We start from the raw sequence: 26,127 nt of genomic DNA, 5'->3' as shown, positions 1-26,127 counted from the left end.
TTGGGTTTTTAAATGTTTAGTTTATATAAAAGTTTTAAGTAAAAAGAACGTCCGTAGCCTAGTAGTAATGCATTACTGTTCGTAGCGTGTGTGCCGCTACTAGTTGTTCCGAACGTGTCAACGTTAATTACGTTAAGTAGATTGCGTCCACCTAATGTAGTTTCGAATTTATTTTTAAAGAATGATTTTTTAATGGAAGCATCCATCCAACCATATCCATCGGTAGTCGATTTTGTAAACAGCGCATCGCCATTAGCATCTATGCCCGTAGCTAAATAGGTTTCTTGTTGCCCGTTGTATTTGAAGAGTAAGCTAACGGCAGTGTTCCATTTTTCAATATTATATGTGGCGCTGGTATTTAATTGAAAAGCGTAAAGAAATTCATCGTTAGCATTAACTTCATTATTTAATATCCTAGAAATTCCTTGAAGTGTTGCTCCTAAATTAAAAGTCCATTGTTTGGCTTGAAAGCGATTGTCGGACGTTAATCCCCAAAGTTTATAACCGTCTATATTTATATATTGGTATTGTAAAGGCGACTCGTTTACAATGGCTAAATCTATTTTATTGGTTACGTCTATATAACTTACCTTTAGCGCATTTGTAAAAGCCATATCGTTCACCCAACTTTTCTTTTTTAGATTAATAAAACCGGTGTAACCATCTTCAGGTTTTAAATTTTCATTGCCTTGAACATCGTGATTAGAATCTACAAAATAGTAGTAGAGTTCTTCAAAATTAGGAGTTCTGTAAGAGGTTCCTATATCTCCTCTAAGCTCGAATCCTTTATTTAAAAGTAATCTCATGCTTAAGGCGCCTAAAAATTTAGAGTCGAATTTTGAATTGTATTCGTAACGAACACCTGGTCGAATAGAAAACTTGTTTGTAAGATTTAATTCTGCCGAAGTAAATAGTGCAATATTACTTTGTGTTTGCGTTTTTGCGTGTTGGGTTTCAGAACCTGAAGCTTGGGTGTCATACCCTTCAATATATTTGCCTTCGTAGCCTAATTGAAAATTATAAAAATCACTTTGGACTAAATTATTGATTGTTCCTTTCGAGAAAAATACTTTGCTAGATTGATATTTCTCATCAGTTTCATCCGTCTTGTCTTCGGTTATAATGTAATAATTAAAAATGTTTAAGTCGCGTTCTTGTTGTTGATAAGAGAAGTCAGCACTGTAATTGGCTCCAGAATTAATTTGGCCAGAAAGATTAAGATTCTTTACAAACCGATTGGTTGTGTAAATTTTATCGGTTGCCGAGGGGTTACTCGTCTGATTTTGTACATCAATATTGGCTCTTACCGAACTATCATAATAGTATAATTTTTCATTAAAGTAGTTGAATTTATATGAAACTTTAAAGTTATCAGTATTATAATACACGAACGCATTAATTGTTAATTGTGACTTTGGTAGCCATTCGTAACCTCTTAATCCATTGTTAGTGTAGTAATCTTTACCTTGTTTATCGTTTTTAAATCCTCTAAAATCATTTCTATTAAAACCAACGCGGGCCAACCATTTGTCGTTAATATTATGTGCAATATTTAGCGCTTGAATGTGTCTACCTTCTTCAGACCAATTGTATTCGTCATTTACCGTTTCTTCTTGAACAAATGTTTGTATGTTCCATGAATTAGAAATACTTTTTTTGGTGATAATATTTATTACCCCAGAAACAGCATTTGCGCCGTAATCTACGCCCATCGCACCTTCAACAATTTCAATGCGCTCTACGTTATCTAGATTTATCTGCGTTAAATCGATGTTGTTCCCTAGGCCATTATCACTTACTAGAGGAATGTTATCTACTAGAATATTGAAATATTGCGCATCTAATCCAAAGAATGATATCGTAGATTTTCCTGTTTGCGCATTAGGTATAATGTTTAAGTTTAAATTGAAATTTAAAACATCGGCCAGATTATTGGCAGCCTGATTTTCAATTTGTTCACGGTTAATTACAATAACATTATGAACAGATTTTTTTATGGATTGCGGATTGTATTGACCTGTAATAACAACTTCGTCTAGTGTTTCTGTAGATAAAGAGTCTTTTATGTTTTCCTGAGCAGTCAATAAGGCACTAAAAGGGAGGATTAAAAAAAGTAAAATATTATTTTTATTTAGACTCATTCTTTTTTAGATTTGTAGCAAATATATAATCTTATTTTAATTGAGTCTAAATAAGATTAATTTTTTTAATTAAAAATTAAAACCCAACCAAAAACTATGAAAAAAACTATATTGCTAACTTTCTGTGTAACTATATGTTTAGTGAATACTACCATTGCTCAGAAACAAAAAAAGCAAGATCAAGAAGCGATAAAAGCTATGTGTGGATGTTACGAAGTGAATTTTAATTTTGCCGAGACCTTCAATTATGTTAATGACTCTACTTATGTGCCTTCAGAAGTAAAGCATGACAAAGGTCTAGAGTGGGTAGAATTAGTAGAAGATTCTAAAGATAAAATTGCACTACAACATTTATTAATTGTTGGTGACCCTGCACATCCGCATATTGTTAAACATTGGAGACAAGATTGGGAATTTGAAAACACCGACTTATATACGTATAACGGCGATAACGAATGGACGTATGTAAATCTGCCTAAAAGTGAGGTAAAAGGACAATGGTCTCAGAAAGTATTTCAAGTAGATGATAGTCCGCGTTACGAAGGCTCTTCATCTTGGGTACATGTCGATGGAAAAAGCTATTGGGAGAACACTACTACAGCGCCCTTACCAAGACGTGAGTATACAAAACGTAGCGATTATAATATTACACTAAGACGTAACCGTCAAGAAATTACAAAAACAGGTTGGATTCACGATCAAGATAACGATAAAGTACTTCGCGAAGCTGGAAAAGCAGATGTGATTATTGCACAAGAAAAAGGATACAATACATACACTAAAGTAGACGATAGTAAATGTGTTGCAGCACAAGATTATTGGAAAAAAACCAGTGATAAATGGGCTTTAGTTCGTACAAAGTGGGATGAAGTTTTTGCAAGAGATAAAAATTTATCTTTAGAAGAAAAAGTAGACAATAAACAATTATATAAGTATTTGTTTTCCGAGGAAGACTATCAAAATGAGGAAGATATTAACGCTATTATAGAATCTTTCGTAAAAAAATAAACATGAAAAAATCAGTATTTAGAAATGGAATTTTAGGTGCATTTTTAGCACTAGGAACATTGGTCCAAGCACAAGAATCTAATGTGTTTTTAAACCGTGACTTTTGGGGAACCAACCCTACAGTTCAAACCATAGAACAAAAAATTAAAGAAGGCAATGACCCAGCGCAACTTAACGAAAGAAGTTTCGATGCCGTTGCCACAGCTATTCTTCAAGGTGCATCAAATGCTAATGTTTATCATCTTCTAAAAAAGGATGGAAACGATGTTAATAAGTTAACTCACGATGGGCGTACTTACATTTTCTGGGCAGCAAATAAAGGAAATGTAGAGCTTATGGAGTACCTTATTAAGCATGGTGCTAAAACCGATATTTTAGATAATCATGGGTATTCATTGTTAAACTTTGCAGCAGCAACAGGACAAAAAGATACTAAGGTTTACGATTTATGTTTAGCTAACGGAGCGAAACTAACCGACTTAGATCACCACGGGGCGAATGCCTTATTGTTAGTGTCGCAGCGTGCCAAAGATTTTAGTACGATAGATTATTTTACAGCAAAAGGATTAGATTTAAATACTAAAGATGCCGATGGAAATGGTATCTTTTATTACGTAGCCAAGTCTGGAAACACAGATATGCTTGACCAATTAATCGCAAAAGGTGTAGATTACAAAACGTTAAATAAAGAAGGTGGTAACGCAATGATTGCTGCAAGTAAAGGTGGTCGTGGACCGTCTAATGGCCTGGACGTTTTTAAATATTTAGAAAGTAAAGGGTTAAAAGCTAATATTACAACTAAAAACGGATTAACTCCTTTACATGGTTTAGCAGGTAAAAGTAAAGATGCAGCAGTAATTAACTATTTCTTAAATAAAGGAGTAGATGTTAATCAAGCCGATCAAAATGGAAATACACCATTTTTAAATGCAGCGTCAAGTAATGAATTGGCTATTGTAACTTTACTTAAAAAAGAAGTTAAAGATATTAATGCTAAAAATAAAAAAGGAGAATCTGCTTTAGCTTTAGCTGTTGAAAATAACACGACAGAAGTTGTATCTTATTTAATTGATAACGGTGCAGATGTAAATGCTTTAGATGCTAGCGGTAACAACTTAACACCATATTTGTTTAAATCGTATTCGCCAAGTAGTGCAGCAGATTTTAAAGCGAAATTAGCACTATTAAAGTCTAAAGGATTAGATATTACTAAACCTCAATCTAACGGAAATACGCTATATCATTTAGCTTTAGACCAAAATGAATTTGAATTACTTAAACTTGCAACACAATCTGAAGTTGATATCAATGCGGTTAATGCTGAAGGAATTTCACCGTTACTAAAATCGGCAATGTCTTCTAAAGACGATGTTGTTTTAAAGTATTTAATTGATAACGGTGCAGATAAAAGTATAAAAACCGATTTTGAAGAAACGGCTTTCGATTTAGCGAGTGAAAATGAGCTTTTAAAGGCAAACAACGTAAACATTAACTTTTTAAAATAATTACCATGTCTAAATTTTCAATACTAAAAACTATTTGTGCATTGGCATTTGTTATGTTTAGTTTTTATTCATTCAAACCAGTTGCAGCTTCAACTAAATATAAATGTATGTTGCAAATGACTAATTATACGGGAGAAGGAGCTTACGTTGCCATCTCGTTAATTGATCCTAAAGGCGAATACGAAAAAACCTTGTATATGCAAGGTGATGATGATGAGTGGTACAACGATCTAACTTCTTGGTTTGACTTCTACGGAAAAAAACGTAATAATATTGATGCCATCACAGGAGCTACTGTAGCAGGCGGACAACGTAGTATTAATGTCATTGAAATAGAAGATTCTAAAATCGATTCAGGTTATAGTATCCGTTTTGAATCTGCTGTAGAAGATCAAGAATATTACAAACAAGATGTTGAGTTTGAATTAACATCTGCAAGTGTAAAAAGTAAAGTTGAAGGCACAGGCTTTATACGTTACATACGTATGATTCCTAACTAAAAAATAATTAAAGCATGACAATTTCAATATGGAGATATAGCCACCTTGCGCTGGCTGTATCTTCGTTTGTTTTTATAATATTAGCCTCGTTAACGGGTATTATTTTAGCATTCGAACCTATTTCTAATCAGGTGCAACCTTACCGTGTCGACGATTTTAATGAAGTATCGCTTGCAGAAACGATTCAAAATTTAAAGGCAAATTATATTGAAATTTTAAACGTCGATGTCGATGCAAATGATTTTGTTTCAACATCGGTAATTACTGAAGACGGAGATGCAGAAACATTCTATATCGATCCTCGTACAGGTGAAAAAATTGGCGATATTATCGAAAAATCGCCATTATTTCAATGGACAACAAACTTTCATAGATCGTTATTCTTAAAAACTACAGGACGTATTTTTATAGGAATTACGTCGTTTTTACTTTTCTTAATCGCTGTTTCTGGAACGGTTTTAATCGTTAAAAGACAGCGCAGTTTTAAACGCTTTTTTAGCAAAATTGTAAACGAAAATTTTGCGCAATATTATCATGTTGTCTTAGGTCGTTTGTCTCTAATTCCTATTATTATACTTACGCTTACTGGTGTGTATTTGTCTTTATATCGTTTCGATTTATTGCCAAAAGAAAACCTTACGCACAACGTTAATTATGATGAAATTTCTGAAACTCCAAAACGCGCGTTAAAAGATCAATCTATTTTTAGTGACACCAAGTTATCTGAAGTCCGAAGTATAGAATTTCCGTTTTCTGAAGATGTAGAAGATTATTACACGCTTCAATTACAAAATCGAGAGGTGTTGGTCAATCAATATACTGGCGATATTCTAAGCGAATCTAAGTATCCGTTTATCGCTATTGCATCTCGATTAAGTGTCAATTTACATACAGGTCAGGGCAGTATACTTTGGGCCTTAGTTTTAGCTATTGCTTGTCTTAATATTTTGTTTTTTGTGTATTCCGGATTTGTAATGACTTTAAAACGTCGTAAGGCTAAACTCAAAAATAAATTTAAAAAAGATGCTGCGAAATTCGTCATTTTAATTGGGTCGGAAAATGGGAGCACAGTGCACTATGCGAACATGTTGCACAAGCAATTATTAAAGTTAGGCGAGTCTAGTTTTATTGCTGAATTGAATGCGTTTTCAACGTATAAATCCTGCGAACATTTAGTTGTAATTACAGCGACGTATGGACAAGGAGAAGCACCAGAAAATGCGAATAAGTTTGAAGCTAAATTTAAATCCATTCAATCGGATCATGCCTATAGTTTTTCAGTCGTTGGATTTGGCTCTTTAGCGTATCCAGACTTCTGTAAGTATGCTTTCGATGTCGATACGTTATTACAAACAGATATTAATGCGGTTCAACTTTTAAAGCCCTTCACCATTCATAATAAATCTTTCGAAGCCTACACACAATGGATTAATTTATGGTCGAAAAAAGTAGGGTTGCAGATTAAACTAGAAGGAGAAAGTTTATTAGAAAATAAAAAACGGAAACGCAGTTTTACCGTAAGTCATAAAACTATTGCAAATCAGAATCCAGACGATACTTTTACCATTGCACTAAAATCTAAACTAGGATTAACGCGATTTAAATCGGGCGATTTATTAGCCATTCAGCCAGAACCAAATAGTGTAGAACGCTTATATTCTGTCGGGAAGGTAAACGATACCGTGTTTTTAAGTGTAAAACGTCAAGAATTAGGGTTGTGTTCTAATTATTTAAATGATTTAAATACTAATGATGTTATAAAAGCACGCTTGGTAAAAAACAAAGAATTTCGCTTGTCTAAACATACAAAACATGTATTAATGATTGCTAATGGTACAGGAATAGCGCCGTTTTTAGGGATGATTAATAACAATACTTCAGGCCAAAATGTGCAATTGTATTGGGGCGGAAGACAAGAATCTTCTTTCGAAATTTATAAACCTATTATTGAGGAAGGTTTAAAGTTAAAACGACTTCAGAAACTAGAAATTGGATACTCGCAACAAGCGGGTAAGAAAGTTTATGTGCAACACCTTTTAGAACGCGATGCAGAACAAGTGGCACAAGTTTTAAAACAAAAAGGTGTAATTCTAATTTGTGGGTCTATAGCCATGCAAAAAGACGTTCTAGTTGTTTTAGAAGCCATTTGTAAACGCTATTTAGAAGAGCCGCTAAGTGTATATAAAAATAGAGGTCAGCTTAAATTAGACTGTTATTAACCTAGTTTTTTAGTAATAATATCTTTCTTTTTGGTGTCTACTTTTTCCTTAATTGCAGGATATAATTTAGTCGAAATAGCGATTACAGGTTTGTATAAAATAGATTTATCTAAATCTTTTTTATCTACAAAAGGAACCGTGTCGTTTAGTGTTACAAAAATATTTAAAGCAACACTTGCCATTAATCCTATTTTAAGCATTCCAAAAACACCGCCTAAAATTTTATTTACAATACCTAAAAAGGCAAAATCTGCAAGTTTAGTAAGTGCTTTGCCTGCTAAACCAATAGCTAAAACAATAACCACAAAAGTTACGGCAAAGGCAACAATACTAACGTAATTTTCATCCCAATCTACTTTATCTTCAAAAAGTGAAGCGGTAAAACTACTAAAGTGAATAGCGCCAAAAACTCCAATAATTAGTGCTAGAAGAGAAGCAATTTCCACAAAAAGGCCGTTCATGAATCCTCGAATTAATCCGAATAAAAGAATTACAGCGAGAATAATATCTAATAAAGTCATAATGAATAGGTTGTTTTGTCAAATATAATATTTAAAATGAATTTGTCATATTTTATAAGATGTTTACGAGAAATGAAAGGCTATTTTTTAACTTTGCAGCACGCCACTTAAGCGTAATAGAAAACTATATGTCTAGAGACGAAGAATTAAAAACACGATGGAATGATGTCGTAACTAAATTATCTAACCAATTTGCAGATGGCGATACTTTAGACCTAGATGCCATTATTTATTTAATTGGCTTACAGGAATTAGGGCAGTTTGATCGCACATTTAAAAAAGATCAGAAATTAGATTTAATGCACATTGCCATTTGTAAATTATTGGTGCCCTATGGTTACTATGAATTTGATTTTGTAGACGACGACGGTTGGCCACATTATACCATAAAAGAACAGTTGCCAACTTTAAAAGCCGGTGAACAAAGTATTTTAATGAAAGAAGCTATTGTAAACTATTTCGTTGAAACCGAATATATACAGTAAGAATTATTAAATTTGCACTCATTTTTGAAGGAATATCATGATTGATAAAATAAAAGAACTTATTGCTGAAGCAGAAGCGTTTAAAGCACAATCTAAAGAGGAAGTGGAAACATTTCGTATTAAATACTTAGGTAAAAAAGGATTGTTAAACGATTATTTTGCTGAATTTAAAAACGTAGCTAACGACCAAAAGAAAGAATTTGGTCAAGCTATTAATCAGCTTAAAAACACAGCACAAGAGCGTGTAGATGCGTTGAAAGCAGAGTTGGAAGGGGATGAGGAAGCGAAAGGAATTTACGGCGATTTGTCTCGTCCGGGAGAACCGATTTCTATTGGTGCGCGTCATCCGATTTCAATTGTAAAGAATCAAATAATTGATATTTTTTCAACCATAGGATTTAACGTTAGTGAAGGTCCAGAAATTGAAGACGATTGGCATAATTTTACGGCTTTAAACTTACCGGAATATCACCCCGCAAGAGACATGCAGGATACGTTTTTTATTCAAACTGATCCCGATGTATTATTAAGAACACATACAAGTTCTGTGCAAGTGCGTTATATGGAAAATAATGCGCCTCCAATTCGTACAATTTCTCCAGGTCGTGTGTATAGAAATGAAGCCATTTCGGCACGTTCTCACTGTTTCTTTCACCAGGTAGAAGGATTATATATAGATAAAGATGTAAGCTTCGCAGATTTAAAGCAAACGCTTCAATATTTCACAACAGAAATGTTCGGTAAATCTAAAATTCGTTTACGTCCGTCTTACTTCCCATTTACAGAACCAAGCGCAGAAATAGATGTGTATTGGGGCTTAGAAACAGAGTCTGATTACCGTATAACTAAAGGTACTGGTTGGTTAGAAATTGGTGGTTGTGGTATGGTTGATCCTAATGTTTTAGAAAACTGTAAAATAGATTCTAAAGTTTATTCTGGATTCGCTTTTGGAGTAGGAATCGATAGAATAGCGATGTTATTACACCAAATAAACGACATTCGTTTGTTAAGTGAAAATGATGTGCGTTTCTTAGAACAATTTAAGTCTACAATTTAATTGTATGAAAAAAGATATTGAAATTCCAAAGGTTGAAGGTGTTTATGTCGCTGCTGTAAAGGTGTTTAATAAAGACCTGAATGTAGACGAATGGAATGCATATATTATAAATGATAAAGACATTGATTTAGAGATGGTTTTAATCGTCTCTAAAGGTTTGTCTAAAGATAAGAAAACGGCTGTTATGCGCCATAAGTTGGAAAAGCTTCCTGCTAAAAGCTTTGCTAAAATAGAGTATCTTCAAGACGAAGTATTGGCGTTAGTCAATACGTTTGAAGTCTCTTTTTTCGAAGATAACAAAATGTTTGATAAGTCTTTCGTTTTTAAATCTAATACGATTAACGAGAAGGCTTATCAGCCTATTCCAACTATGGGCGTTCAAGGGGTTCTAGTGAAATAAAAAATACACTTATTAATCTAGTTTCTCGGTCAGTTTCTCGAAGGTCTTTTTAGGATCTTTTCCTTCGTATAAAATTTCGTAAACCGCATTAATTATAGGCAACTTTGTCTTTCTGTCGTTTTTGTCGTTAAGTAATTGTGCGCTTTTAGTGGCATAATACCCTTCGGCAACCATACTCATTTCCATTTGTGCAGATTTTACGGTATAGCCTTTTCCAATCATATTCCCGAACATTCTATTTCTAGAAAATGTAGAGTATCCTGTAACCAATAAATCGCCTAAATATGCCGAGTTATTAATGTTACGTTTCATTTTATGCATTTTCTTAATAAAGCGTTTCATTTCACGAATCGCATTACTCATAAGTACACTTTGAAAGTTGTCTCCATATCCTAATCCATGCGCAATACCAGCAGCAATGGCATAGATATTTTTTAGCATTACGGCGTATTCGGTTCCAATAACATCGTCGCTAATTTTAGTCTTTATATAATTACTAGAGAAGTTTTTAGCAATGGCTTTCGCCTTTTTAGAGTCGGCACAAGAAATGGTTAAGTACGATAAACGTTCTAAAGCAACCTCTTCGGCATGGCAAGGTCCTGCAATTACCGCGATATTATTGTAAGATACATTGTACACATTATGAAAATGTTCGCCAACCAATAATCCCGATTCCGGAATAATCCCTTTAACGGCGGATACCACGGTTTTATTAGAGATATCTACAGTTATTTTTTCTAATTCACTTTGCATAAAAGCAGAAGGAATGGCAAAAATTAGCACATCTGCATACTGTACTATTTCATCTATATTGTTACTTAAAATAAGTTGATCTGTTCTAAACTCTACAGAACTTAAGTAATTAGGATTGTGCTGTTCTTTTAATAAATGTTCTTTTGTGTAAACGCTACGCATATACCACCCCACTTCGTCTAGATTTTCACAAAGCATTTTTACAATGGCAGTAGCCCAACTACCAGCACCAAAAACAGCATATTTTAATTCATTACTCATAAAGTCATTGTCATTTAATAATTCAAAAATACGTAAAAAACTAGTTTCTTTTGGTTATAGAAATGTTATTATGGTTAGTCATTGTAGTATTTAATTTGAATAATTTAAGGTTTAGCCAATATTTCATTTTCTTTAAATAGGGTATTGACTGTGGTTTGTGTATTTACTTCTGATGTTTCCTCTCGTCAATTTCAGATAGGGTTAATCCTTTGTCTTTAATTACACTTGTATTTTTTGGACTTCCAATAATTTGTGACGTGTACACGCCGGTATGGCCTGAAAACAAATAAGACACACTACAGGCAATAGCAATAAATACGCCGGCTTCAATACCAAATAACTCAATGCCCATAACGGTACATGCAATAGGCGTATTGGTTGCTCCCGCAAAAACAGCAACAAAGCCCATGCCTGCTAATAAACCCATTGGTAATGGGATAAACCAAATTAAAACATTCCCTAAAGTCGCTCCAATATAGAATAAGGGGGTAACTTCTCCGCCTTTAAAACCTGCTCCTAGTGTAAATGAAGTAAACAGTAGTTTAGCTAAAAAATCGTAAGAATTCATGTTAGAACTAAACGATTCTACTATCGTGGGTACGCCAAGTCCGATATATTTAGTGGTACCAATACTATAGATTATGATGGCTAAAATAACTCCGCCAATAGTTGGACGTAAGGGTGGATATTTTATAAGTTTTTTAAACAGATTTGCCCAAAAATGTGTTGATTTTGAAAATAACATGGCTACCAAACCAAATATGATTCCTGCTAGAATAGCCCAAAGCAAATTAACGGGTGTCATTTCGGCCACGCTATCTATATGATAGTGTGTATGTGAAATATCCCAAATTTCGCAAAAATAATTGGCCAATACAGCTGCCAAAAAACTTGGCACAATAGCATCTAAACGAATACGCCCTAAGATAAGTACTTCTAGAGCAAAAATTCCGCCAGCTAAAGGTGTTCCGAATACCGATGCAAATCCGGCGCTAATACCTGCTATTAATACTATTTTGCGATCGCCGTTGGTGAGTTTGAAAATTTTTGTGAATTGATCTGCTACAGCGCCACCAATTTGTACAGCCGTACCTTCTCGACCTGCAGAACCTCCAAAGAGATGTGTTATTACGGTGCCAAATAGGACCAAAGGAGCCATTTTAAAAGGAATAATTTTTTTAGGCGAATGAAACTCTTCTAAAAGTAAATTGTTCCCTTTTACAACGCTATTTCCGTATAAATGGTAAGTAATTCCTATAATAAAACCTCCGATAGGTAGTAAGGCAATAATCCAATAATTTGCTTCTCTGTAAAGTGTTGCCCATTCTAAACTCTTCAAGAAAAAAGCAGAAAAACTCCCCGCTATAATTCCTAGAAAGGTGCAAATTATTAACCATTTAATAAGGTAGTATAAAGAAGGGATTTGTTCGACAGAGGCTAGTTTCTTTTTAAGATGTTCAAGTTTCATAATGACCTTTTATAAATGACTCTACAAGGGTGCTATTAATATTAACGTAGAAGTCATTAATTCTTTCTGAAGGGTTTAAGGCAGACCCATTGCCGAATGAAACAAAATTAGAATAAATTAAATAAAATCAATCAGTTTTTGTCAGTCTTTATAATTCTTACTTATGTTTAAGTCATCATATTAAATCGATAGACTTTATAATGTATTGATTACTAATTTTTTAACATTATATTATGTTTGTTAATACAATACTGGCATAATTATTAGAGTTATCTAATTGCTAAGATTTTAATTTAATATCTCTATCATGTACTGACTAATATTTTAGAATGTACTTGATAGAGATATTTATTAATTATAAATGTCTAATGTGTATTAAAGCACTTCTTTTCGTCTAATGTTAATGCGCATAGCATCTTCAATTGGTTTTTCTGAAACTAAAATTAAATAGCCACCTCCACCAGCACCAGCTAATTTCCATGCCATTGCGTGATCTTTATGCTTATCAATTTCTTTATTAATTCTATCGTTAACCATCGCTGGGAACATTTTTACTTGTGCTTTAAATGAATTTAAAAATCCTTTAGCAAAAGTGTCTAAGTCTTTAGCTTTTATAGCGTCCCAAACCATCTCTGATGCTTCAGACAGTTCTTTTACATTGTCTTCAGTAATATATGTTTCACCTAAAAGATCTAAACCAGGTTCTCTTGGCCATAACATAACCATGTATATATGTTCTTCTAACCAAGTTAAGATAGATTCGTCTTGAATAGATTCAAATTTAGTAGGCCAATATGCTTTGTCGTAATAGTGTCTTGTGAGCCCTGGCATACAAATACCAATGGCATCTTGTGCACCAGAAATTAAAGTTGAACCCGGTGTGTTTTCAAATTTAAATAGCATTTCTGCTAGTTTTTCTGGCTTTTCTAATGGTAAGTAATAAGGCCAAATTTGTTTTGCAGCATTTCTAGTAGATGTAGACATACCACAGCGTTCGTTATATTCTATAATCGGCTCTAAAGATAATGTAATAGCCCATCCTGGATGAAATTTAGAGACATAAGGTTGGTCAATCCAAGTACCTGCTAAATCGATTCGGTAAGGTAAAGTGCAATTTCCTGCCGAACGTATAGCCGTTGTAGAGCGTTCAGGAAGTCCTTCGTCTGGAATACGTTTTAAATTTTTTAATTCGATGTTAAGTGCATTACACAATTCTTCTTTTTTTGGAGAAAAACCATCTTCGTTAACCACAAAGTAATCTGGCTTTAAAACTTCTAAATCTTCTTTAAAATCTAAAATCCCAGAACCCGAATTAACAAATGCTTTCTTTACATACCTAATGGCATTAATCATATAAAGTCGTTCTTGTTCCGAATTAATGGTCTGGCGTCCTTTTAATTCTGCAATAGTAGCGTCAGAACCTATTCCAACATATAAGTCACCATATGTAGAGGCTTCTTTAAAAAATGCAATATGGCCGCTGTGTAGCATATCGAAACATCCCGAAACAAATACTTTTTTTTTCATCTTATATTAAATTTATATTCAAAAAAATTGAATTTATATACTTTCTAACACAATGGTAAGAAAGACATTTTATTTGTAAAAATTCATCTCGTCTATGTATGTCCATACATATTCGGGTAGTAAAGGTTTGCAACTTTTGCCATCGCGAACAGCTTGCCTAATAAAGGTTGATGAAATCTCCATTATAGGGGCATCAATACGGTGGATTTTAGGATGATTTAGAAGCTGATTTTCAGTTTTACCTTCAGAAATTCTAGGGTAAACGTATATATCGTGATTTTCTAAAATAATATCATTGTTTTTCCACTTATGAAACCCTTTTAAGTTGTCTTCACCCATAATTAGCGAAAACTCATGTTTAGGATGTTTTTCTAAAAGATAGGTTAATGTATTAATGGTATAGCTAGGTTGTGGCAAATTAAACTCGATATCGCTGGCTTCTAATTTTTCGTAATCTTTAGTGGCCTGATACACCATTTCTAACCGATCGTGATTGTTTAGTAGGGTGCTTTTCTTTTTAAACGGATTATGAGGTGTAACCACCAGCCAAATTTGGTCTAAATCGCTGTATTCTGCCATGTGATTAGCAATCACTAAATGCCCAATATGTATCGGGTTAAAGGTGCCAAAGTAGAGACCTATTTTCATAAATGTTTAATCTTTACTTATAAAGTTTGAAACAATTCTTTCAGCTTCTGTAAGGGCGTGTTCTAAAGTATCGTTTTCGATAATACAATCGAAAAGCGGCGCTGTAGCTAATTCTGCCGAAGCCTTAGCTACACGCATGTTTATTTTATCTTCGGTTTCTGTTTTACGCTTTTTTAAACGAATTTTTAACTCATCTATACTTGGTGGTTTAACAAAAATGGAAAGTGTTTCTTCTGGGAATTTACGTTTTATACGTAAACCTCCTGACACATCAATATCGAAAATAACATGTTTACCTTGCGCCCAAATACGTTCAACTTCACTTTTTAAAGTCCCATAAAAATTATCGCGATATACTTCTTCCCATTCTAGGAAATTATCGTTTTTAATATTGGATTTAAAATCTTCTAGCGATAAGAAATAATAATCTTTAGCGTGTTCTTCTGTGCCTCGTTTTTCTCGTGATGTAGCCGAAATTGAAAATTCTAAATTCAAAGCTTCAATACCTAATAAGTGCCTTACAATTGTTGTTTTTCCAGAGCCTGAGGGTGCAGAAAAAACGATAAGTTTCCCTTTCGACATGTTATAATACGTTTAAAAGTTGTTCTTTAATTTTTTCTAATTCGTCTTTCATTTGCACGACTAATTTTTGCATAGGTGCATAATTACTTTTAGAACCAATCGTGTTAATTTCACGACCCAATTCTTGACCGATAAATCCTAGTTTTTTTCCGTTAGAATCTTTAGAATTTAATGAAGACATAAAATATTCTAAATGATTTTTTAAACGTACTTTTTCTTCAGTAATATCGTATTTCTCAATATAATATACCAATTCTTGTTCGAATCGGTTCTCGTCTACTTTCTCTTTTAAATCTTCTACACCTTTACGTAAGCGTTCTCTAACAGCCTCGATACGCTCTGGATCTATAGCGATTACCTCTTCTAATAACGATTCTATGGTAGCGATTCTATTTTTAAAATCGGCTTCTAAAACTCTACCTTCATCTAAACGATATTCGGTAATGTGATTTAAAGCAGCATGAATTTCATTTAAAATGGTTTTCCATTCATTTTCGTCTATGTCTTCGCGCTCGGTACTTAGTGCATCTGGAAAACGTACAGCCATTTTTAATAACTCGGTTGTGTCTCCATCAACAATATCTTTCAATTGCTTTAAATACTCTTTTACAACAGGCTTATTAATTTGGGTAGAAGTTTCTTCTCCAGTAATTTCAACAAAAATTGAAAAATCAATCTTTCCGCGTTCAAGCTTATCTGCAATAAGTTTACGTAAGTTAAGCTCCTTCTCTCTGTAAAAAGAAGGCATTCGCGTATTCAAATCTAGGTTTTTGCTGTTAAGAGATTTTATTTCTATAGAAATTTTTTTGGTTGGTAATTGTATTACAGATTTACCATAACCTGTCATTGAATATATCATAAACTATAATTAAAAGTTATGCAAAGGTAATTAAACTTAAGCGTTTAGAAAATTCTAAAATTATTATGCGTGCACAGTATTATTTTTTATTTTTATTGAAATGAAAACTTAAAGATATGTATACTAAACAATTTGAAATACGATGGAGTGATATTGATGCTAATCGACACTTAGCAAACTCGGCTTACACTAATTTTATGAGCCACACGCGAATGGCTTTTTTATTAGAAAGCGGATTTTCTGCTAAAGATATGGCACAACATAATATTGGTCCAGTAGTGTTTTACGAGCATATGTATTATTTTAAGGAAGCTTTTTTAGGGCAGCCCATTACTGTAGGACTTGAAGTTTCGGGAATAAGCGAAGATGGGAAATTCTTTAGATTCGAGCATAATTTTTATAACCAAAAAGGCGACAATATAGCGCATTGCGAAATGTTAGGCGGTTGGATAGATTTAGAACAACGCAAATTAACAGGTCTTCCAGAACAGTTAATGAAACTTGCGGATGCGTTTCCAAAAACAGAAGATTTTAAGGTGCTGACAAAAGCAGATACGCGAGCCTTTAATAAAGTGCCAAAACCTTTAAAAGGATAATCTTATTTAGAAGGTTTAGTCACTAAATAGACACCGATAAAAATTAAAATAGCAGCTATAATTTTGACGCTATTTATAATATCACTACCAATAATTAAAGCGAAAATTGCTGCAACTATGGGTTGCAAATACACAAAAATACTAGCTGTAGATGCTTTTACGTGTTTTAAAGCAATTACATTTAACAAGTAGGTTCCAAACGTTGCAAAAACAACAACAAAAAATGCTGCAAATATATTGTAGGACGAAAATGTATGCCACTGCACCTCACGAAATTCTTGAATACCAAAAGGTGTGGTCATGATTAAACCTAAGAGGAATAACCATTTTATAATAGTTAACGGATGGTATTTAGCCGTAAGTTTTTTTGCAATGATAAGGTAAATACTAAAAGAGATAGCATTAAGAATTATTAATGAATTCCCTAGTAAGATATTATCGCCAGAATGTATGGCTTTTCCATAAATACTTAATATAATAGCACCCGTAAAGCCTAAAATTATACCTAATATTTTAAGGCTAGTGATTTTCTCTTTTAAGTAAATAGAAGACAAAACAAGTACAACAATTGGAGTAATAGTAGAAATTACAGAAGCGTGGATGGGCGTTGTAAATTCTAAGCCTTTAAAAAAAGAAAGCATGTTTAGAAACATTCCGAAAAATGCAGCGGCCACAAACGTTAAGTAGTCTTTTTTGTCAATCTTTTCTTTAGGAATAAATAGGCTTATAATCCAGAATAGGGTTGTTGCTCCTAATAATCGTAATAAAATAAACCCTGCAGGTTTAATGTGGCCGCCATCTATAACATCGTTGGCAAAACCATAATTTAATCCGTAAAAGACCTGAACTAGAAAAAGTAAAATTAAAGCAAGTGTGCGTTTATTCATGTATTGCCTCTTTAGCCGCTGCAACATTCTTTTTACTATTTCCAATAAAAATCTGATTGTTGTAAATTAATACCGGACGACTTAAAAAGGTGTAATGTTCTAAGATGTAGTTTTTATAATCGGTTTCTTCTAACGCTTGGTTTTTTAAATCCATTTCCTTGTATAATTTGGCGCGTTTACTAAAAAGGGCTTCATAACTACCCGATAAATTATGTAGTTCTTCAAGTTGCTTAACGGTAATAGGCGTCTCCTTAATATCTTGAAATATCACGTCTTGAGGCAAGTCTAATTCTTTAATAATACGCATACATGTATTACACGTTTTTAGGTAGTATATTTTATTCATAATAAAACAATTTTAGTGCAAAATAAAGGCATTTAAACGAGTTTCACTTATATTTAGTCAAAAATAGATAGAATGAATTTTACTTTTGAAGTGTTTGAAAAAACTAGAGGATTTTTTAGAATATATTTAGACCAATTAAGTCTAGACGAATTAAATAAAATTCCACCAGGTTACAATAACAATATCATTTGGAATATCGCTCATATTATTGCTACCGAACAGGTCTTAATTTATAAATTATCTGGAGTACCTATGTTAGTGTCAGACGATTTTGTGAATGCTTATAAAAAAGGGTCTAAACCAGAAGTTGACGTTACTCAAGAAGATGTTAATCTTATCAAAGAATTATTAACAGAAACAGCTAAGCAAACTAAGATAAATTATAATAATAATGCCTTTGTTAACTTTCCGGAATATACACCAGAAACTACGGGAACAACAATACATAATATAGATGAAGCCTTAACGTTTGTCTTATTTCATGACGGCCTTCATTTAGGAATTGTCATGGCGTTATTAAAATCCGTCAAACTTTAAATAAGAATTCGCATCGTTAAATGGAATGATAAATTCTGTAATTCCTGCTGCATAGGGCGCGATTTCGTAGGTATTATATAATAATATTAATCCGTCTGCACTGTATCCTATGTTTTGAGGTAGTACAAAACTTTCAGAATCTACAACTAAGTCTTTTTTGTTAGAAATTTCTTCGTTAAAGTAGGGCTTTGCGAATTCGTAGAATTCGTCTTGGTCATCAAATAATTTATTTGTTTCTATAAGTTCTCCTGTCTGCCCATTAAAATTTAAAAAGGTAATAACTAATATGCCGTGAGCGCCTCCAGTATTCGTATAGCTCGTTAAAGAAATACTAATGAGTTCTGGGGTCTCATACATAACTTCACCATCTATTTGAGCTTCCCATTCTTGTGCGCTTTCTGGAAATTGATTCTTAAAATTAGTGTATTCAGTATTGAAACTATTTATTTGATCTTCAATAGCATTTATACGTTGGTCCTCCTGGTTAAATTGAAGCGAAGCGCTAACATGTTGCTTTAAAATGGTGTTAATTTGAAGTGCGACTTCGTTATCCCCAACAGCTTGAGGAATATTAATGTCTACTATAGTGTTTTCAGGCGTCGTTATAGATTCTTCTGAAAAGGTAATTGTTTTTTCTTCACTACATGAAGCCAAAATAATAAGGCAAAAAATAAAGAAGAATGAATGTGATTTAGGGTGCATATGATAGCTTTATTATTTAAAAATAAAGGTACATATTGCCATTTGATATTTGAAGAGAAAATTAAACTTTGTAAGAAAATAATTCAAGATAACGAATCTGAATAATTTTAACCCAGTTTAGTTAAGGTAATATACATAACCAAAATTCACCCAAATTAAAGCATCGTTATTTTTGTTGTAGCTTAATTGGTGGTTTAATCCATCTACCCAATCGCTATTGTAAAAGTGATATTTCGCTTCAAATAAAAGATCTGAATAGGCACTAATTTTAAAACGCACCCCAACACCTGTATTAATTGCCCCAGTATAAAAAGACTCAGAGCTTACAGAATTTTTATCCCAAGGTCCATATAATTGATCAGGATCAGTAATATTTGTTCCTGGTTGAGCAAAAGTGTATTGTGCTCCAAGTAGTATGTAGGGCGAAAAGTCGAAAAAGTTATAGAAGAAACTTCTTAAACTTAATGGATAATATTCTAAAGCTATTCCTCCGCTAAAATTTTTAGCTTCCCCACGCTGATTTCTTAATTTGTTAGCATTATCACTATTCTGACTAGGGTCTACAAATTTTCCGTAGTGTTTAAGATTTGTTTTGTTGTAAGATAAATCGAATCTAAGTTTAAAATGATCGTATGCATAGTTTCTTCTTGATCCCCAGTCCATTGGGTTTATATCAAGCATAACGCCAACACCTAATCCTATGTTACCAAGATTTGTGTCTTTATCTCCTTTCAAACCGAAATCAGAACGCATTTGTACAGGACCTGCAAGAATACCCAGTTCATATCCTGTTAAACTTTGTGAATAAACAGAGTTATAAAAACTAAATATTAATAAAAATAAGGATAGAGGTTTAAGGTTGTTTAGCATTGTTTTTACGTTAAAAAATAGATGCTGCTTATAAGTAGGGGATAAAAGCACGAACAAATATATAAAATGATTAATACCAATGCAATAAATCTTGAAAAATCCGCATTAACTTTTTTTAACACTTAGATTTATTTTGAAATTAAGGATAAAAGTTAGTAATAAATAGAGATAATGTATATTTGTTGTTATAATGTAAAGATTACTTAACGGTGTCGTAATTTTCAAAAGAATGAAAAATCAAATAAATACTTTTTTAGAGCTTGTAAAACAAAAAGATGGCCATGAGCCAGAGTTTTTACAAGCAGTACATGAGGTTGCAGAAACTGTAATTCCATTTATTGAAAATAACCCAAAATATAAAGGAAAAATGTTGTTAGAGCGTATGGTTGAACCAGAACGTACTTTAATTTTCAGGGTGCCTTGGATTGATGATGAGGGTAAAACTCAAGTGAATAGAGGGTTTAGGGTTGAATTTAACTCGGCTATAGGGCCATACAAAGGTGGATTACGTTTTCATCCTACTGTAAATTTAAGTATTTTAAAATTTTTAGGATTCGAACAAACTTTTAAAAACTCTTTAACAACTTTACCAATGGGAGGAGGAAAAGGAGGAAGCGATTTTAATCCAAAAGGAAAAAGTGATAACGAGGTAATGCGTTTTTGTCAATCGTTTATGACGGAATTAAGCAGACATATAGGTCCTAATACAGATATTCCAGCGGGAGATATTGGTGTTGGAGGTCGTGAAATAGGTTATTTATTCGGACAGTATAAAAGGTTGCGTAACGAATTTACTGGAGTCTTAACTGGTAAAGGAATGGAGTACGGAGGGTCATTAATTCGTCCTGAAGCAACGGGTTATGGTACTGTTTATTTTGCAAAAAATATGTTAGATACTTGTGGCGAGTCGTTTACAGGTAAAACAGTTGTAATTTCGGGTTCTGGGAATGTGGCGCAATATGCTTGCCAGAAGGCTACAGAATTTGGAGCAAAAGTGGTAACACTTTCAGATTCTTCAGGATATATTTATGATGCTGAAGGAATAAACGATGAGAAATTGGCTTTTGTTATGGAGCTAAAGAATGTAAAACGTGGGCGTATAAACGAATATGTAAATCAATACCCGAGTGCTAAATTTATTGCAGGAGAAAGACCATGGTCTGTAAAATGCGATTTAGCAATGCCTTGCGCAACGCAAAATGAATTAGATGCTAACGATGCGAAACAGTTGATAGCTAATAATGTTATCGCTATCGCCGAAGGTGCTAATATGCCTACAACACCAGAAGCAATTGAGATTATTCAAGATGCTAAAGTTTTATTTTCTCCAGGGAAAGCCTCTAATGCAGGTGGTGTGGCAACTTCAGGTTTAGAAATGAGCCAAAACTCATTGCGTTTAAATTGGACAAGAGAAGAGGTTGATGAAAAATTACATCAGATTATGAATGATATTCATGCATCTTGTGTTGCCTATGGAACGCAAGAAGATGGTTATATAGATTACGTTAAAGGAGCAAATATTGCTGGTTTTGTTAAAGTTGCAGATGCTATGTTAGCTCAAGGTGTGGTTTAACAATATTCCATTAAAATATTTTAAAGCCTTCAGAATTTTATTTTGAAGGCTTTTTTTTATTTATTTAAAATTGTAATTGCTTTAAAGTCTCTAAAGTTTTAGAGTGCATGTTGTCTGTGTAGTCAATATGTGTAACTAATCTTAGTTTACCTTGGCCCATATCGCTAATTGTAATGTTATTGGCTTTAAGTTTTAAGATGAAGTCTTCGCTATTTACATCTTTAGCCAATTCAAAAATCACAATGTTAGTTTCGGTCGGTTCTACGTGTTTTACAATATGTAAAGATTGTAATATCAAACTTAATTCTTTTGCTTTAGTATGGTCGTCTTTTAAACGGTCAATATTATGGTCTAATGCATAAAGCCCTGCGGCAGCTAAAAACCCGCCCTGTCTCATGCCTCCTCCCAACATTTTTCGGATGCGTAAAGCATGAGTCATAAATTTTTCATCGCCAGTTAAAACAGAACCAATTGGGCAACCAAGTCCTTTGCTTAAGCATACAGAGATGGTGTCGAAAATAGCACCGTATTGTTGTGGTGTTTCGTTTTTAGCAACTAAAGCATTCCAAAGTCGTGCACCATCTAAATGAAAGCCTAAGTTGTTTGTGTTACAAACCTGTTTAATTTTTTCAAGTTCATTTAAATCCCAGCAAGCACCTCCTCCTTTATTAGTTGTGTTTTCAATTTCAACCAATTTAGATAATGGACTGTGGTAAAATTCTGGCGGATTTATAGCTTCAATGACATCTTTTGCTGTAAACATGCCACGGTAACCATCAATTAATTTACAAGATACACCACTATTAAAAGAGGCACCGCCACCTTCATAATTATATATGTGTGCATATTTGTCACAAATAACTTGGTCGCCAGGATTAGTATGTATTTTAATGGCCGTTTGGTTGGCCATTGTTCCGCTAGGAAAAAACATGGCGTGCGACTTTCCAAACATCTTGGCAATGCGTGCTTCTAGTAGGTTTATGGTTTCATCTTCCTGATATACATCGTCTCCAACTTTAGCAGACATCATAGCGTTTAACATTCCGGGTGTTGGTTTGGTTACCGTGTCGCTTCTTAAATCAATGTTCATAGATTCTTATTTAACTATATAAAACATGAATATAAGTTAAGATAATGGAATCAAATAAAAGTTTAAAAGACTTCTGTTTTATTTCGTGAGAACTTATTTGTGAAATTAATATTATTAATGTTCAAAAATTATGGAAAGTAGAATGAAAATGTGAAATTAATATATTTTTTATATTAAAAACATGAGAAATAATGATTAATTTAGAAAAAACCTAAAATGCATGAACCCAACTAATTTTAAGCATCTTTTTTCTTCTTACGATAGTAATGAAAATTTATTTGATGAAATTTTCGATAAAGACAAAAATGTTCGAGACGTCTACAAGAAATTATTCGATTTATATAACGGATATCCTATAGAGGAATTTATTAACCTTAATAATAAGTCGAAAACAAATTCGTTTGATCAAGGTATTACTTTTCAGGTATACAATGATGCTAAACCTCAAGAGAAAATTTTTCCTTTTGATTTGTTTCCAAGAATTATTGATCACGATGAGTGGCAAACAATAGAAATTGGAGCTTTACAACGTTGTAAGGCCTTGAACGCTTTTATAGGTGATATTTATCACGATCAGAAAATTATAAAAGCAGGTATTGTACCTATGGAATTAATTAGTTCTTCAGCTAATTATTTAAGACAAATGGGTGGTTTGGATCCTGTAGGTGGCATTTATAATCATATTTCAGGTACCGATTTAATAAAGCATTCAGATGGTAAATATTATGTGTTAGAAGATAATATTAGATGTCCGTCTGGGGTTAGTTATGTAATGTATAATAGGAATGCTCTAAAGCGTTCTTTGTTTGGGTCTTTTAATCATTATAATATAGAACCCGTTGCCGATTATTCTGAAAATTTATTGCAAATCATGGAGTCGGTTAAGCCAAATGGAGTCGATACGCCAACCTGTGTTATTTTAACTCCTGGAGTATTTAATTCGGCTTATTACGAACATTCTTTTTTAGCTAAAACCAGTGGTATAGAGTTAGTAGAAGGTCGTGATTTAGTTGTGGAAAAGGATTTTGTGTATATGAAAACCATATACGGACTTAAAAAAGTTGATGTTATTTATAGACGAATAGATGACACTTATTTAGATCCATTGGCGTTTAAAGAAGATTCTGCAATTGGTGTTCCAGGATTGTTTTCAGCTTACAAAAAAGGAAATGTTACTTTGGTGAATGCACCGGGAACTGGAGTTGCAGATGATAAAGCAATTTACACGTACATGCCAGAAATTATTAAATTTTATTTAGGTGAAGAGCCTATTTTAAATAATGTGCATACGTATCACTGTAGTCGACCAAAAGAATTGAAGTACGTTTTAGAAAATATTCATAATTTGGTAGTAAAACCAGTAGATGAAGCAGGTGGTTACGGAATTTCCATCGGAAATAGATTAACAAAGGCAGAAATAGAAGCTGTTAAAAAAGTGATTCTCGATAATCCGCGAAAATATATTGCACAACCAATACTTTCACTTTCTGTGCATGCTACTTACATAGACGATTGTCAGTCCTTCGAGCAACGACATATCGATTTACGAACGTTTACCTTACTTGGTCAAGATAAAGAGTTTGTGCTAAAAGGTGGTTTAACACGTGTAGCACTTAAAAAAGGAAATTTAATAGTGAATTCTTCTCAAGGTGGAGGGTCAAAAGATACTTGGGTTTTAAAAAAATAAATAATATATGTTAGCAAGAATAGCCAATAACTTATTTTGGATGGGGCGTTATATGGAGCGTGCAGAACACACCGCACGTTTTACAAATGTAAATTACTTTTCGTCTTTAGACGCGCCTAATAAATTATCTAGAGACCGTCAATTTGTATTGCGTTCCATGTATGAAATGGTTGGGGAGGAAGAAGAAAACGATGAGGTGTTAAAAGAAGAAGACGTACTTTATAATACAGCATTAAACCCAGAAAAATATTATTCCATATTACAATGTATAACCTTTGCCAGAGAAAATGCAAACAGTTCTAGAGATTTAATTTCTAGCGATTTTTACGAGGCCATAAATATATTTTATCACTCTTTGGTAGGATATTCTAAAGAGCATTTTGTAACTAGAGGTCTGCATGATTTTACAAGTCATGTTATGCATCAATCTACAATTTTAAAAGGGAAAATGCGTGCAACCATGTTACACGACGAAGTATATGCCCTTATTAAATTGGGTATGAATATTGAAAGAGCAACACAAGTTTCTCGAATTCTACAGATTAAGTTCGACGATGCAGTACAAGCAAATATTAAGAAGCCTAAATCTTTAAAAAGAAGTTTTGAATGGACTACACTTTTAAAGTGTTTAAATGTGTTAGATGTTAATCGAAGAGTGTATAAAAAGGCTCCGACACAAACCACTGTTCTCGAATTTTTAATTCTTAATCCAACTTCTCCAAGAACAGTTTTAAAGTGTTTAAACGAAATACAGACGTATATCACGATGTTGGATCCATTAAAAGCTCACGAAAAAAATACAGCATCATTTTTAATTGGGAAAATGCGATGTGAGTATAATTATAAAACGGTTGAAGATATTCAAGAAGATGTTAAAGGATTTATTTCCGATACATTTGAAAGCTTAATTGAAATAAGTGAAAAAATAGAAGAAGAATATTTTTATCAAGAAAAAATATAATTTTTTATCTAAATAGCTTTTATTTGGAAGCTCCAAATTAGTAAAAAGATGTTTAATTACACTATAAAATATACTGCCGAAAACACTTACGAGAATCCTGTTTTTGAAGCGTATTGGCAGTATTTAGTTACACCTCTTACCGATGATACTCAAGAACTGATTTCTAGTGAGTTTAATGCGTCTGCAAGTTGCGTGTTCGAAAAATCTATAAATGGATATGATTTTGAAACTATTCGAATTCGTAATAAAAAAGCTGTTGATGCACTAAATTTTGAAGCTGTTTTTAAAGTGATAAAAGCAGAAGTTGGACCTATTGAGTTCGATTCAAGTATTAAATTCGAAGAGACCTATAACGCATTAAGCGATTTAAGTTTCACGGTAGATTTCGAAGCGTATTTATATCCTACAGAATTTACACAATTAAAAGAAGAGCCTTTTGATCTTTTTATGTTTGAACCTTCAAAAAATATCATAGATAATTTAAAAGCATTGAATAGCTGGGTGCATCACTATATTACTTTTAAAAGTAACGAAACTTATCAAAATACGTTATTAAAGGATGTTGTAAAGAACAAAGCAGGTGATTCTCCAGATTTTGCACATTTATTTTTAGCTATTGCTAGAAAAAATAAGTTGCCAGGTCGTTTTGTTACAGGATATCTACATCAAGGCAATAATTTTTTTGGAGACACACAAATGCATGCTTGGGTAGAAGTATACGTCCCGAATTCAGGGTGGATTGGTTTTGATCCAAGTAATAATTTATTTGCAAATCATAATCATGTTAAAGTCGCTCACGGTATAGACTATAAAGACTGTGCTCCTTTTAAATCATTTTTATTTGCTTCTGGTGATAAAAAAATAAAACATGCTGTAGAAGTTACATACGACCAATAATCTGTCTTAAGAATTTATTTTTTGAAAAAAAGTATAGTACTTTTGAG

Annotated in this window: 26 protein-coding genes; 13 read left to right on the top strand and 13 right to left on the bottom strand. The window is 33.1% G+C overall.

The features are described 5' to 3' along the window. Positions 1-8: 8 nt before the first annotated feature. Complete coding sequence (locus tag BN863_RS16900) at positions 9-2,141, bottom strand: TonB-dependent receptor plug domain-containing protein (RefSeq protein WP_038532586.1); 2,133 nt, start codon at positions 2,139-2,141, stop codon at positions 9-11. 96 nt (positions 2,142-2,237) lie between these two features. On the opposite strand from BN863_RS16900, the gene BN863_RS16895 reads away from it, so the two are divergent. Genes BN863_RS16895 through BN863_RS16880 form a run of 4 tightly spaced genes read left to right on the top strand, consistent with a single transcriptional unit; the run spans position 2,238 to position 7,373 of the window. Beyond that, a complete protein-coding gene (locus tag BN863_RS16895) occupies positions 2,238-3,149 on the top strand; it encodes a DUF6607 family protein (RefSeq protein WP_051774908.1) in 912 nt (303 codons plus the stop codon). 2 nt (positions 3,150-3,151) lie between these two features. Continuing rightward, the gene (locus BN863_RS16890) at positions 3,152-4,654 is read left to right on the top strand and encodes an ankyrin repeat domain-containing protein (RefSeq protein WP_038532585.1); all 1,503 of its coding nucleotides are present in this window, start codon (positions 3,152-3,154) and stop codon (positions 4,652-4,654) included. Between the two features lie 5 nt (positions 4,655-4,659). After that, positions 4,660-5,154, top strand: a complete 495-nt coding sequence (locus BN863_RS16885) for a DUF2271 domain-containing protein (RefSeq protein WP_038532584.1) — start codon at positions 4,660-4,662, stop codon at positions 5,152-5,154. A 14-nt stretch (positions 5,155-5,168) separates the two neighbouring features. Beyond that, entirely contained in the window at positions 5,169-7,373 is a 2,205-nt protein-coding gene (locus tag BN863_RS16880; protein ID WP_038532583.1) for a PepSY domain-containing protein, read from the top strand. On the opposite strand, the gene BN863_RS16875 is transcribed toward BN863_RS16880, so the two are convergent. Then, positions 7,370-7,894, bottom strand: coding sequence for a CvpA family protein (locus BN863_RS16875; RefSeq protein ID WP_038532581.1), 525 nt, complete (start codon positions 7,892-7,894; stop codon positions 7,370-7,372). The two genes, BN863_RS16880 and BN863_RS16875, sit on opposite strands and share 4 nt — an antisense overlap. A gap of 128 nt (positions 7,895-8,022) precedes the next feature. Between BN863_RS16875 and BN863_RS16870 the strand changes: the two genes are divergently transcribed. Genes BN863_RS16870 through BN863_RS16860 form a run of 3 tightly spaced genes read left to right on the top strand, consistent with a single transcriptional unit; the run spans position 8,023 to position 9,836 of the window. Continuing rightward, entirely contained in the window at positions 8,023-8,379 is a 357-nt protein-coding gene (locus tag BN863_RS16870; protein WP_038532580.1) for a hypothetical protein, read from the top strand. A gap of 37 nt (positions 8,380-8,416) precedes the next feature. Continuing rightward, complete coding sequence (pheS, locus tag BN863_RS16865) at positions 8,417-9,436, top strand: phenylalanine--tRNA ligase subunit alpha (RefSeq protein ID WP_038532579.1); 1,020 nt, start codon at positions 8,417-8,419, stop codon at positions 9,434-9,436. A 4-nt stretch (positions 9,437-9,440) separates the two neighbouring features. Beyond that, on the top strand, positions 9,441-9,836 hold the full coding sequence (locus BN863_RS16860; RefSeq protein WP_038532577.1) for a hypothetical protein: 396 nt from the start codon (positions 9,441-9,443) through the stop codon (positions 9,834-9,836). 12 nt (positions 9,837-9,848) lie between these two features. Here the strand turns inward: BN863_RS16860 and BN863_RS16855 are convergent, their stop codons facing one another. From BN863_RS16855 to BN863_RS16830, 6 genes are all read right to left on the bottom strand, one after another. Further along, positions 9,849-10,850: an NAD(P)H-dependent glycerol-3-phosphate dehydrogenase gene (locus tag BN863_RS16855; protein WP_038532576.1), complete on the bottom strand. Its 1,002-nt coding sequence runs from the start codon at positions 10,848-10,850 to the stop codon at positions 9,849-9,851. Positions 10,851-11,013: 163 nt separating this feature from the next. After that, on the bottom strand, positions 11,014-12,318 hold the full coding sequence (locus tag BN863_RS16850) for a voltage-gated chloride channel family protein (protein ID WP_038532574.1): 1,305 nt from the start codon (positions 12,316-12,318) through the stop codon (positions 11,014-11,016). 375 nt (positions 12,319-12,693) lie between these two features. After that, the gene (locus BN863_RS16845; protein WP_038532573.1) at positions 12,694-13,845 is read right to left on the bottom strand and encodes an adenylyltransferase/cytidyltransferase family protein; all 1,152 of its coding nucleotides are present in this window, start codon (positions 13,843-13,845) and stop codon (positions 12,694-12,696) included. 69 nt (positions 13,846-13,914) lie between these two features. After that, positions 13,915-14,493: a nicotinate (nicotinamide) nucleotide adenylyltransferase gene (gene nadD, locus BN863_RS16840; RefSeq protein ID WP_038532572.1), complete on the bottom strand. Its 579-nt coding sequence runs from the start codon at positions 14,491-14,493 to the stop codon at positions 13,915-13,917. A gap of 6 nt (positions 14,494-14,499) precedes the next feature. Continuing rightward, positions 14,500-15,075: a guanylate kinase gene (gene gmk, locus BN863_RS16835; RefSeq protein ID WP_038532571.1), complete on the bottom strand. Its 576-nt coding sequence runs from the start codon at positions 15,073-15,075 to the stop codon at positions 14,500-14,502. A gap of 1 nt (position 15,076) precedes the next feature. Then, complete coding sequence (locus BN863_RS16830; RefSeq protein ID WP_038532570.1) at positions 15,077-15,934, bottom strand: YicC/YloC family endoribonuclease; 858 nt, start codon at positions 15,932-15,934, stop codon at positions 15,077-15,079. Between the two features lie 116 nt (positions 15,935-16,050). On the opposite strand from BN863_RS16830, the gene BN863_RS16825 reads away from it, so the two are divergent. Further along, positions 16,051-16,530, top strand: a complete 480-nt coding sequence (locus BN863_RS16825; protein WP_038532569.1) for an acyl-CoA thioesterase — start codon at positions 16,051-16,053, stop codon at positions 16,528-16,530. Positions 16,531-16,532: 2 nt separating this feature from the next. Here BN863_RS16825 and BN863_RS16820 read toward each other — a convergent pair whose 3' ends face one another. Both BN863_RS16820 and BN863_RS16815 read right to left on the bottom strand, forming a co-directional pair. After that, the gene (locus tag BN863_RS16820) at positions 16,533-17,417 is read right to left on the bottom strand and encodes a DMT family transporter (protein WP_038532568.1); all 885 of its coding nucleotides are present in this window, start codon (positions 17,415-17,417) and stop codon (positions 16,533-16,535) included. Continuing rightward, entirely contained in the window at positions 17,410-17,763 is a 354-nt protein-coding gene (locus BN863_RS16815; protein WP_038532566.1) for an arsenate reductase family protein, read from the bottom strand. Before BN863_RS16815 ends, BN863_RS16820 begins: the two co-directional genes overlap by 8 nt. Before the next feature lie 72 nt (positions 17,764-17,835). Between BN863_RS16815 and BN863_RS16810 the strand changes: the two genes are divergently transcribed. Next, a complete protein-coding gene (locus BN863_RS16810; RefSeq protein ID WP_038532565.1) occupies positions 17,836-18,300 on the top strand; it encodes a DinB family protein in 465 nt (154 codons plus the stop codon). On the opposite strand, the gene BN863_RS16805 is transcribed toward BN863_RS16810, so the two are convergent. Continuing rightward, complete coding sequence (locus BN863_RS16805; protein WP_242404048.1) at positions 18,280-18,954, bottom strand: DUF3298 and DUF4163 domain-containing protein; 675 nt, start codon at positions 18,952-18,954, stop codon at positions 18,280-18,282. The genes BN863_RS16810 and BN863_RS16805 overlap by 21 nt on opposite strands. Before the next feature lie 165 nt (positions 18,955-19,119). Next, the gene (locus BN863_RS16800; protein ID WP_038532564.1) at positions 19,120-19,872 is read right to left on the bottom strand and encodes a THC0290_0291 family protein; all 753 of its coding nucleotides are present in this window, start codon (positions 19,870-19,872) and stop codon (positions 19,120-19,122) included. A gap of 229 nt (positions 19,873-20,101) precedes the next feature. Between BN863_RS16800 and gdhA the strand changes: the two genes are divergently transcribed. Further along, on the top strand, positions 20,102-21,445 hold the full coding sequence (gdhA, locus tag BN863_RS16795) for an NADP-specific glutamate dehydrogenase (protein WP_038532563.1): 1,344 nt from the start codon (positions 20,102-20,104) through the stop codon (positions 21,443-21,445). A 64-nt stretch (positions 21,446-21,509) separates the two neighbouring features. On the opposite strand, the gene BN863_RS16790 is transcribed toward gdhA, so the two are convergent. After that, positions 21,510-22,535, bottom strand: a complete 1,026-nt coding sequence (locus tag BN863_RS16790) for a threonine aldolase family protein (protein WP_038532559.1) — start codon at positions 22,533-22,535, stop codon at positions 21,510-21,512. Between the two features lie 220 nt (positions 22,536-22,755). Between BN863_RS16790 and BN863_RS16785 the strand changes: the two genes are divergently transcribed. The 3 genes from BN863_RS16785 to BN863_RS16775 are packed head-to-tail and all read left to right on the top strand — an operon-like array spanning position 22,756 to position 26,080. Continuing rightward, positions 22,756-24,222 (top strand): circularly permuted type 2 ATP-grasp protein, encoded by a 1,467-nt coding sequence (locus tag BN863_RS16785; RefSeq protein WP_038532557.1) that lies wholly within the window; start codon positions 22,756-22,758, stop codon positions 24,220-24,222. Between the two features lie 7 nt (positions 24,223-24,229). Then, a complete protein-coding gene (locus BN863_RS16780) occupies positions 24,230-25,183 on the top strand; it encodes an alpha-E domain-containing protein (protein WP_038532556.1) in 954 nt (317 codons plus the stop codon). A gap of 48 nt (positions 25,184-25,231) precedes the next feature. Further along, positions 25,232-26,080 carry a transglutaminase-like domain-containing protein gene (locus tag BN863_RS16775; RefSeq protein WP_038532555.1) on the top strand — a complete coding sequence of 283 codons (849 nt, stop codon included), beginning with the start codon at positions 25,232-25,234 and terminating at the stop codon, positions 26,078-26,080. The last annotated feature ends 47 nt before the right edge of the window (positions 26,081-26,127 follow it).

The sequence above is a fragment of the Formosa agariphila KMM 3901 genome, assembly GCF_000723205.1.
Taxonomy (GTDB): Bacteria; Bacteroidota; Bacteroidia; order Flavobacteriales; family Flavobacteriaceae; genus Formosa; species Formosa agariphila.
Note: the sequence above shows the minus strand (reverse complement) of the source record. Positions and strands in the feature narration are given on the sequence as shown.

Excerpts from the sequence above, each read along its gene's own strand:
- BN863_RS16900 (WP_038532586.1), bottom strand. The coding sequence starts at position 2,141 with ATGAGTCTAAATAAAAATAATATTTTACTTTTTTTAATCCTCCCTTTT.
- BN863_RS16895 (WP_051774908.1), top strand. The coding sequence starts at position 2,238 with ATGAAAAAAACTATATTGCTAACTTTCTGTGTAACTATATGTTTAGTG.
- BN863_RS16890 (WP_038532585.1), top strand. The coding sequence starts at position 3,152 with ATGAAAAAATCAGTATTTAGAAATGGAATTTTAGGTGCATTTTTAGCA.
- BN863_RS16885 (WP_038532584.1), top strand. The coding sequence starts at position 4,660 with ATGTCTAAATTTTCAATACTAAAAACTATTTGTGCATTGGCATTTGTT.
- BN863_RS16880 (WP_038532583.1), top strand. The coding sequence starts at position 5,169 with ATGACAATTTCAATATGGAGATATAGCCACCTTGCGCTGGCTGTATCT.
- BN863_RS16875 (WP_038532581.1), bottom strand. The coding sequence starts at position 7,894 with ATGACTTTATTAGATATTATTCTCGCTGTAATTCTTTTATTCGGATTA.
- BN863_RS16870 (WP_038532580.1), top strand. The coding sequence starts at position 8,023 with ATGTCTAGAGACGAAGAATTAAAAACACGATGGAATGATGTCGTAACT.
- pheS (WP_038532579.1), top strand. The coding sequence starts at position 8,417 with ATGATTGATAAAATAAAAGAACTTATTGCTGAAGCAGAAGCGTTTAAA.
- BN863_RS16860 (WP_038532577.1), top strand. The coding sequence starts at position 9,441 with ATGAAAAAAGATATTGAAATTCCAAAGGTTGAAGGTGTTTATGTCGCT.
- BN863_RS16855 (WP_038532576.1), bottom strand. The coding sequence starts at position 10,850 with ATGAGTAATGAATTAAAATATGCTGTTTTTGGTGCTGGTAGTTGGGCT.
- BN863_RS16850 (WP_038532574.1), bottom strand. The coding sequence starts at position 12,318 with ATGAAACTTGAACATCTTAAAAAGAAACTAGCCTCTGTCGAACAAATC.
- BN863_RS16845 (WP_038532573.1), bottom strand. The coding sequence starts at position 13,845 with ATGAAAAAAAAAGTATTTGTTTCGGGATGTTTCGATATGCTACACAGC.
- nadD (WP_038532572.1), bottom strand. The coding sequence starts at position 14,493 with ATGAAAATAGGTCTCTACTTTGGCACCTTTAACCCGATACATATTGGG.
- gmk (WP_038532571.1), bottom strand. The coding sequence starts at position 15,075 with ATGTCGAAAGGGAAACTTATCGTTTTTTCTGCACCCTCAGGCTCTGGA.
- BN863_RS16830 (WP_038532570.1), bottom strand. The coding sequence starts at position 15,934 with ATGATATATTCAATGACAGGTTATGGTAAATCTGTAATACAATTACCA.
- BN863_RS16825 (WP_038532569.1), top strand. The coding sequence starts at position 16,051 with ATGTATACTAAACAATTTGAAATACGATGGAGTGATATTGATGCTAAT.
- BN863_RS16820 (WP_038532568.1), bottom strand. The coding sequence starts at position 17,417 with ATGAATAAACGCACACTTGCTTTAATTTTACTTTTTCTAGTTCAGGTC.
- BN863_RS16815 (WP_038532566.1), bottom strand. The coding sequence starts at position 17,763 with ATGAATAAAATATACTACCTAAAAACGTGTAATACATGTATGCGTATT.
- BN863_RS16810 (WP_038532565.1), top strand. The coding sequence starts at position 17,836 with ATGAATTTTACTTTTGAAGTGTTTGAAAAAACTAGAGGATTTTTTAGA.
- BN863_RS16800 (WP_038532564.1), bottom strand. The coding sequence starts at position 19,872 with ATGCTAAACAACCTTAAACCTCTATCCTTATTTTTATTAATATTTAGT.
- gdhA (WP_038532563.1), top strand. The coding sequence starts at position 20,102 with ATGAAAAATCAAATAAATACTTTTTTAGAGCTTGTAAAACAAAAAGAT.
- BN863_RS16790 (WP_038532559.1), bottom strand. The coding sequence starts at position 22,535 with ATGAACATTGATTTAAGAAGCGACACGGTAACCAAACCAACACCCGGA.
- BN863_RS16785 (WP_038532557.1), top strand. The coding sequence starts at position 22,756 with ATGAACCCAACTAATTTTAAGCATCTTTTTTCTTCTTACGATAGTAAT.
- BN863_RS16780 (WP_038532556.1), top strand. The coding sequence starts at position 24,230 with ATGTTAGCAAGAATAGCCAATAACTTATTTTGGATGGGGCGTTATATG.
- BN863_RS16775 (WP_038532555.1), top strand. The coding sequence starts at position 25,232 with ATGTTTAATTACACTATAAAATATACTGCCGAAAACACTTACGAGAAT.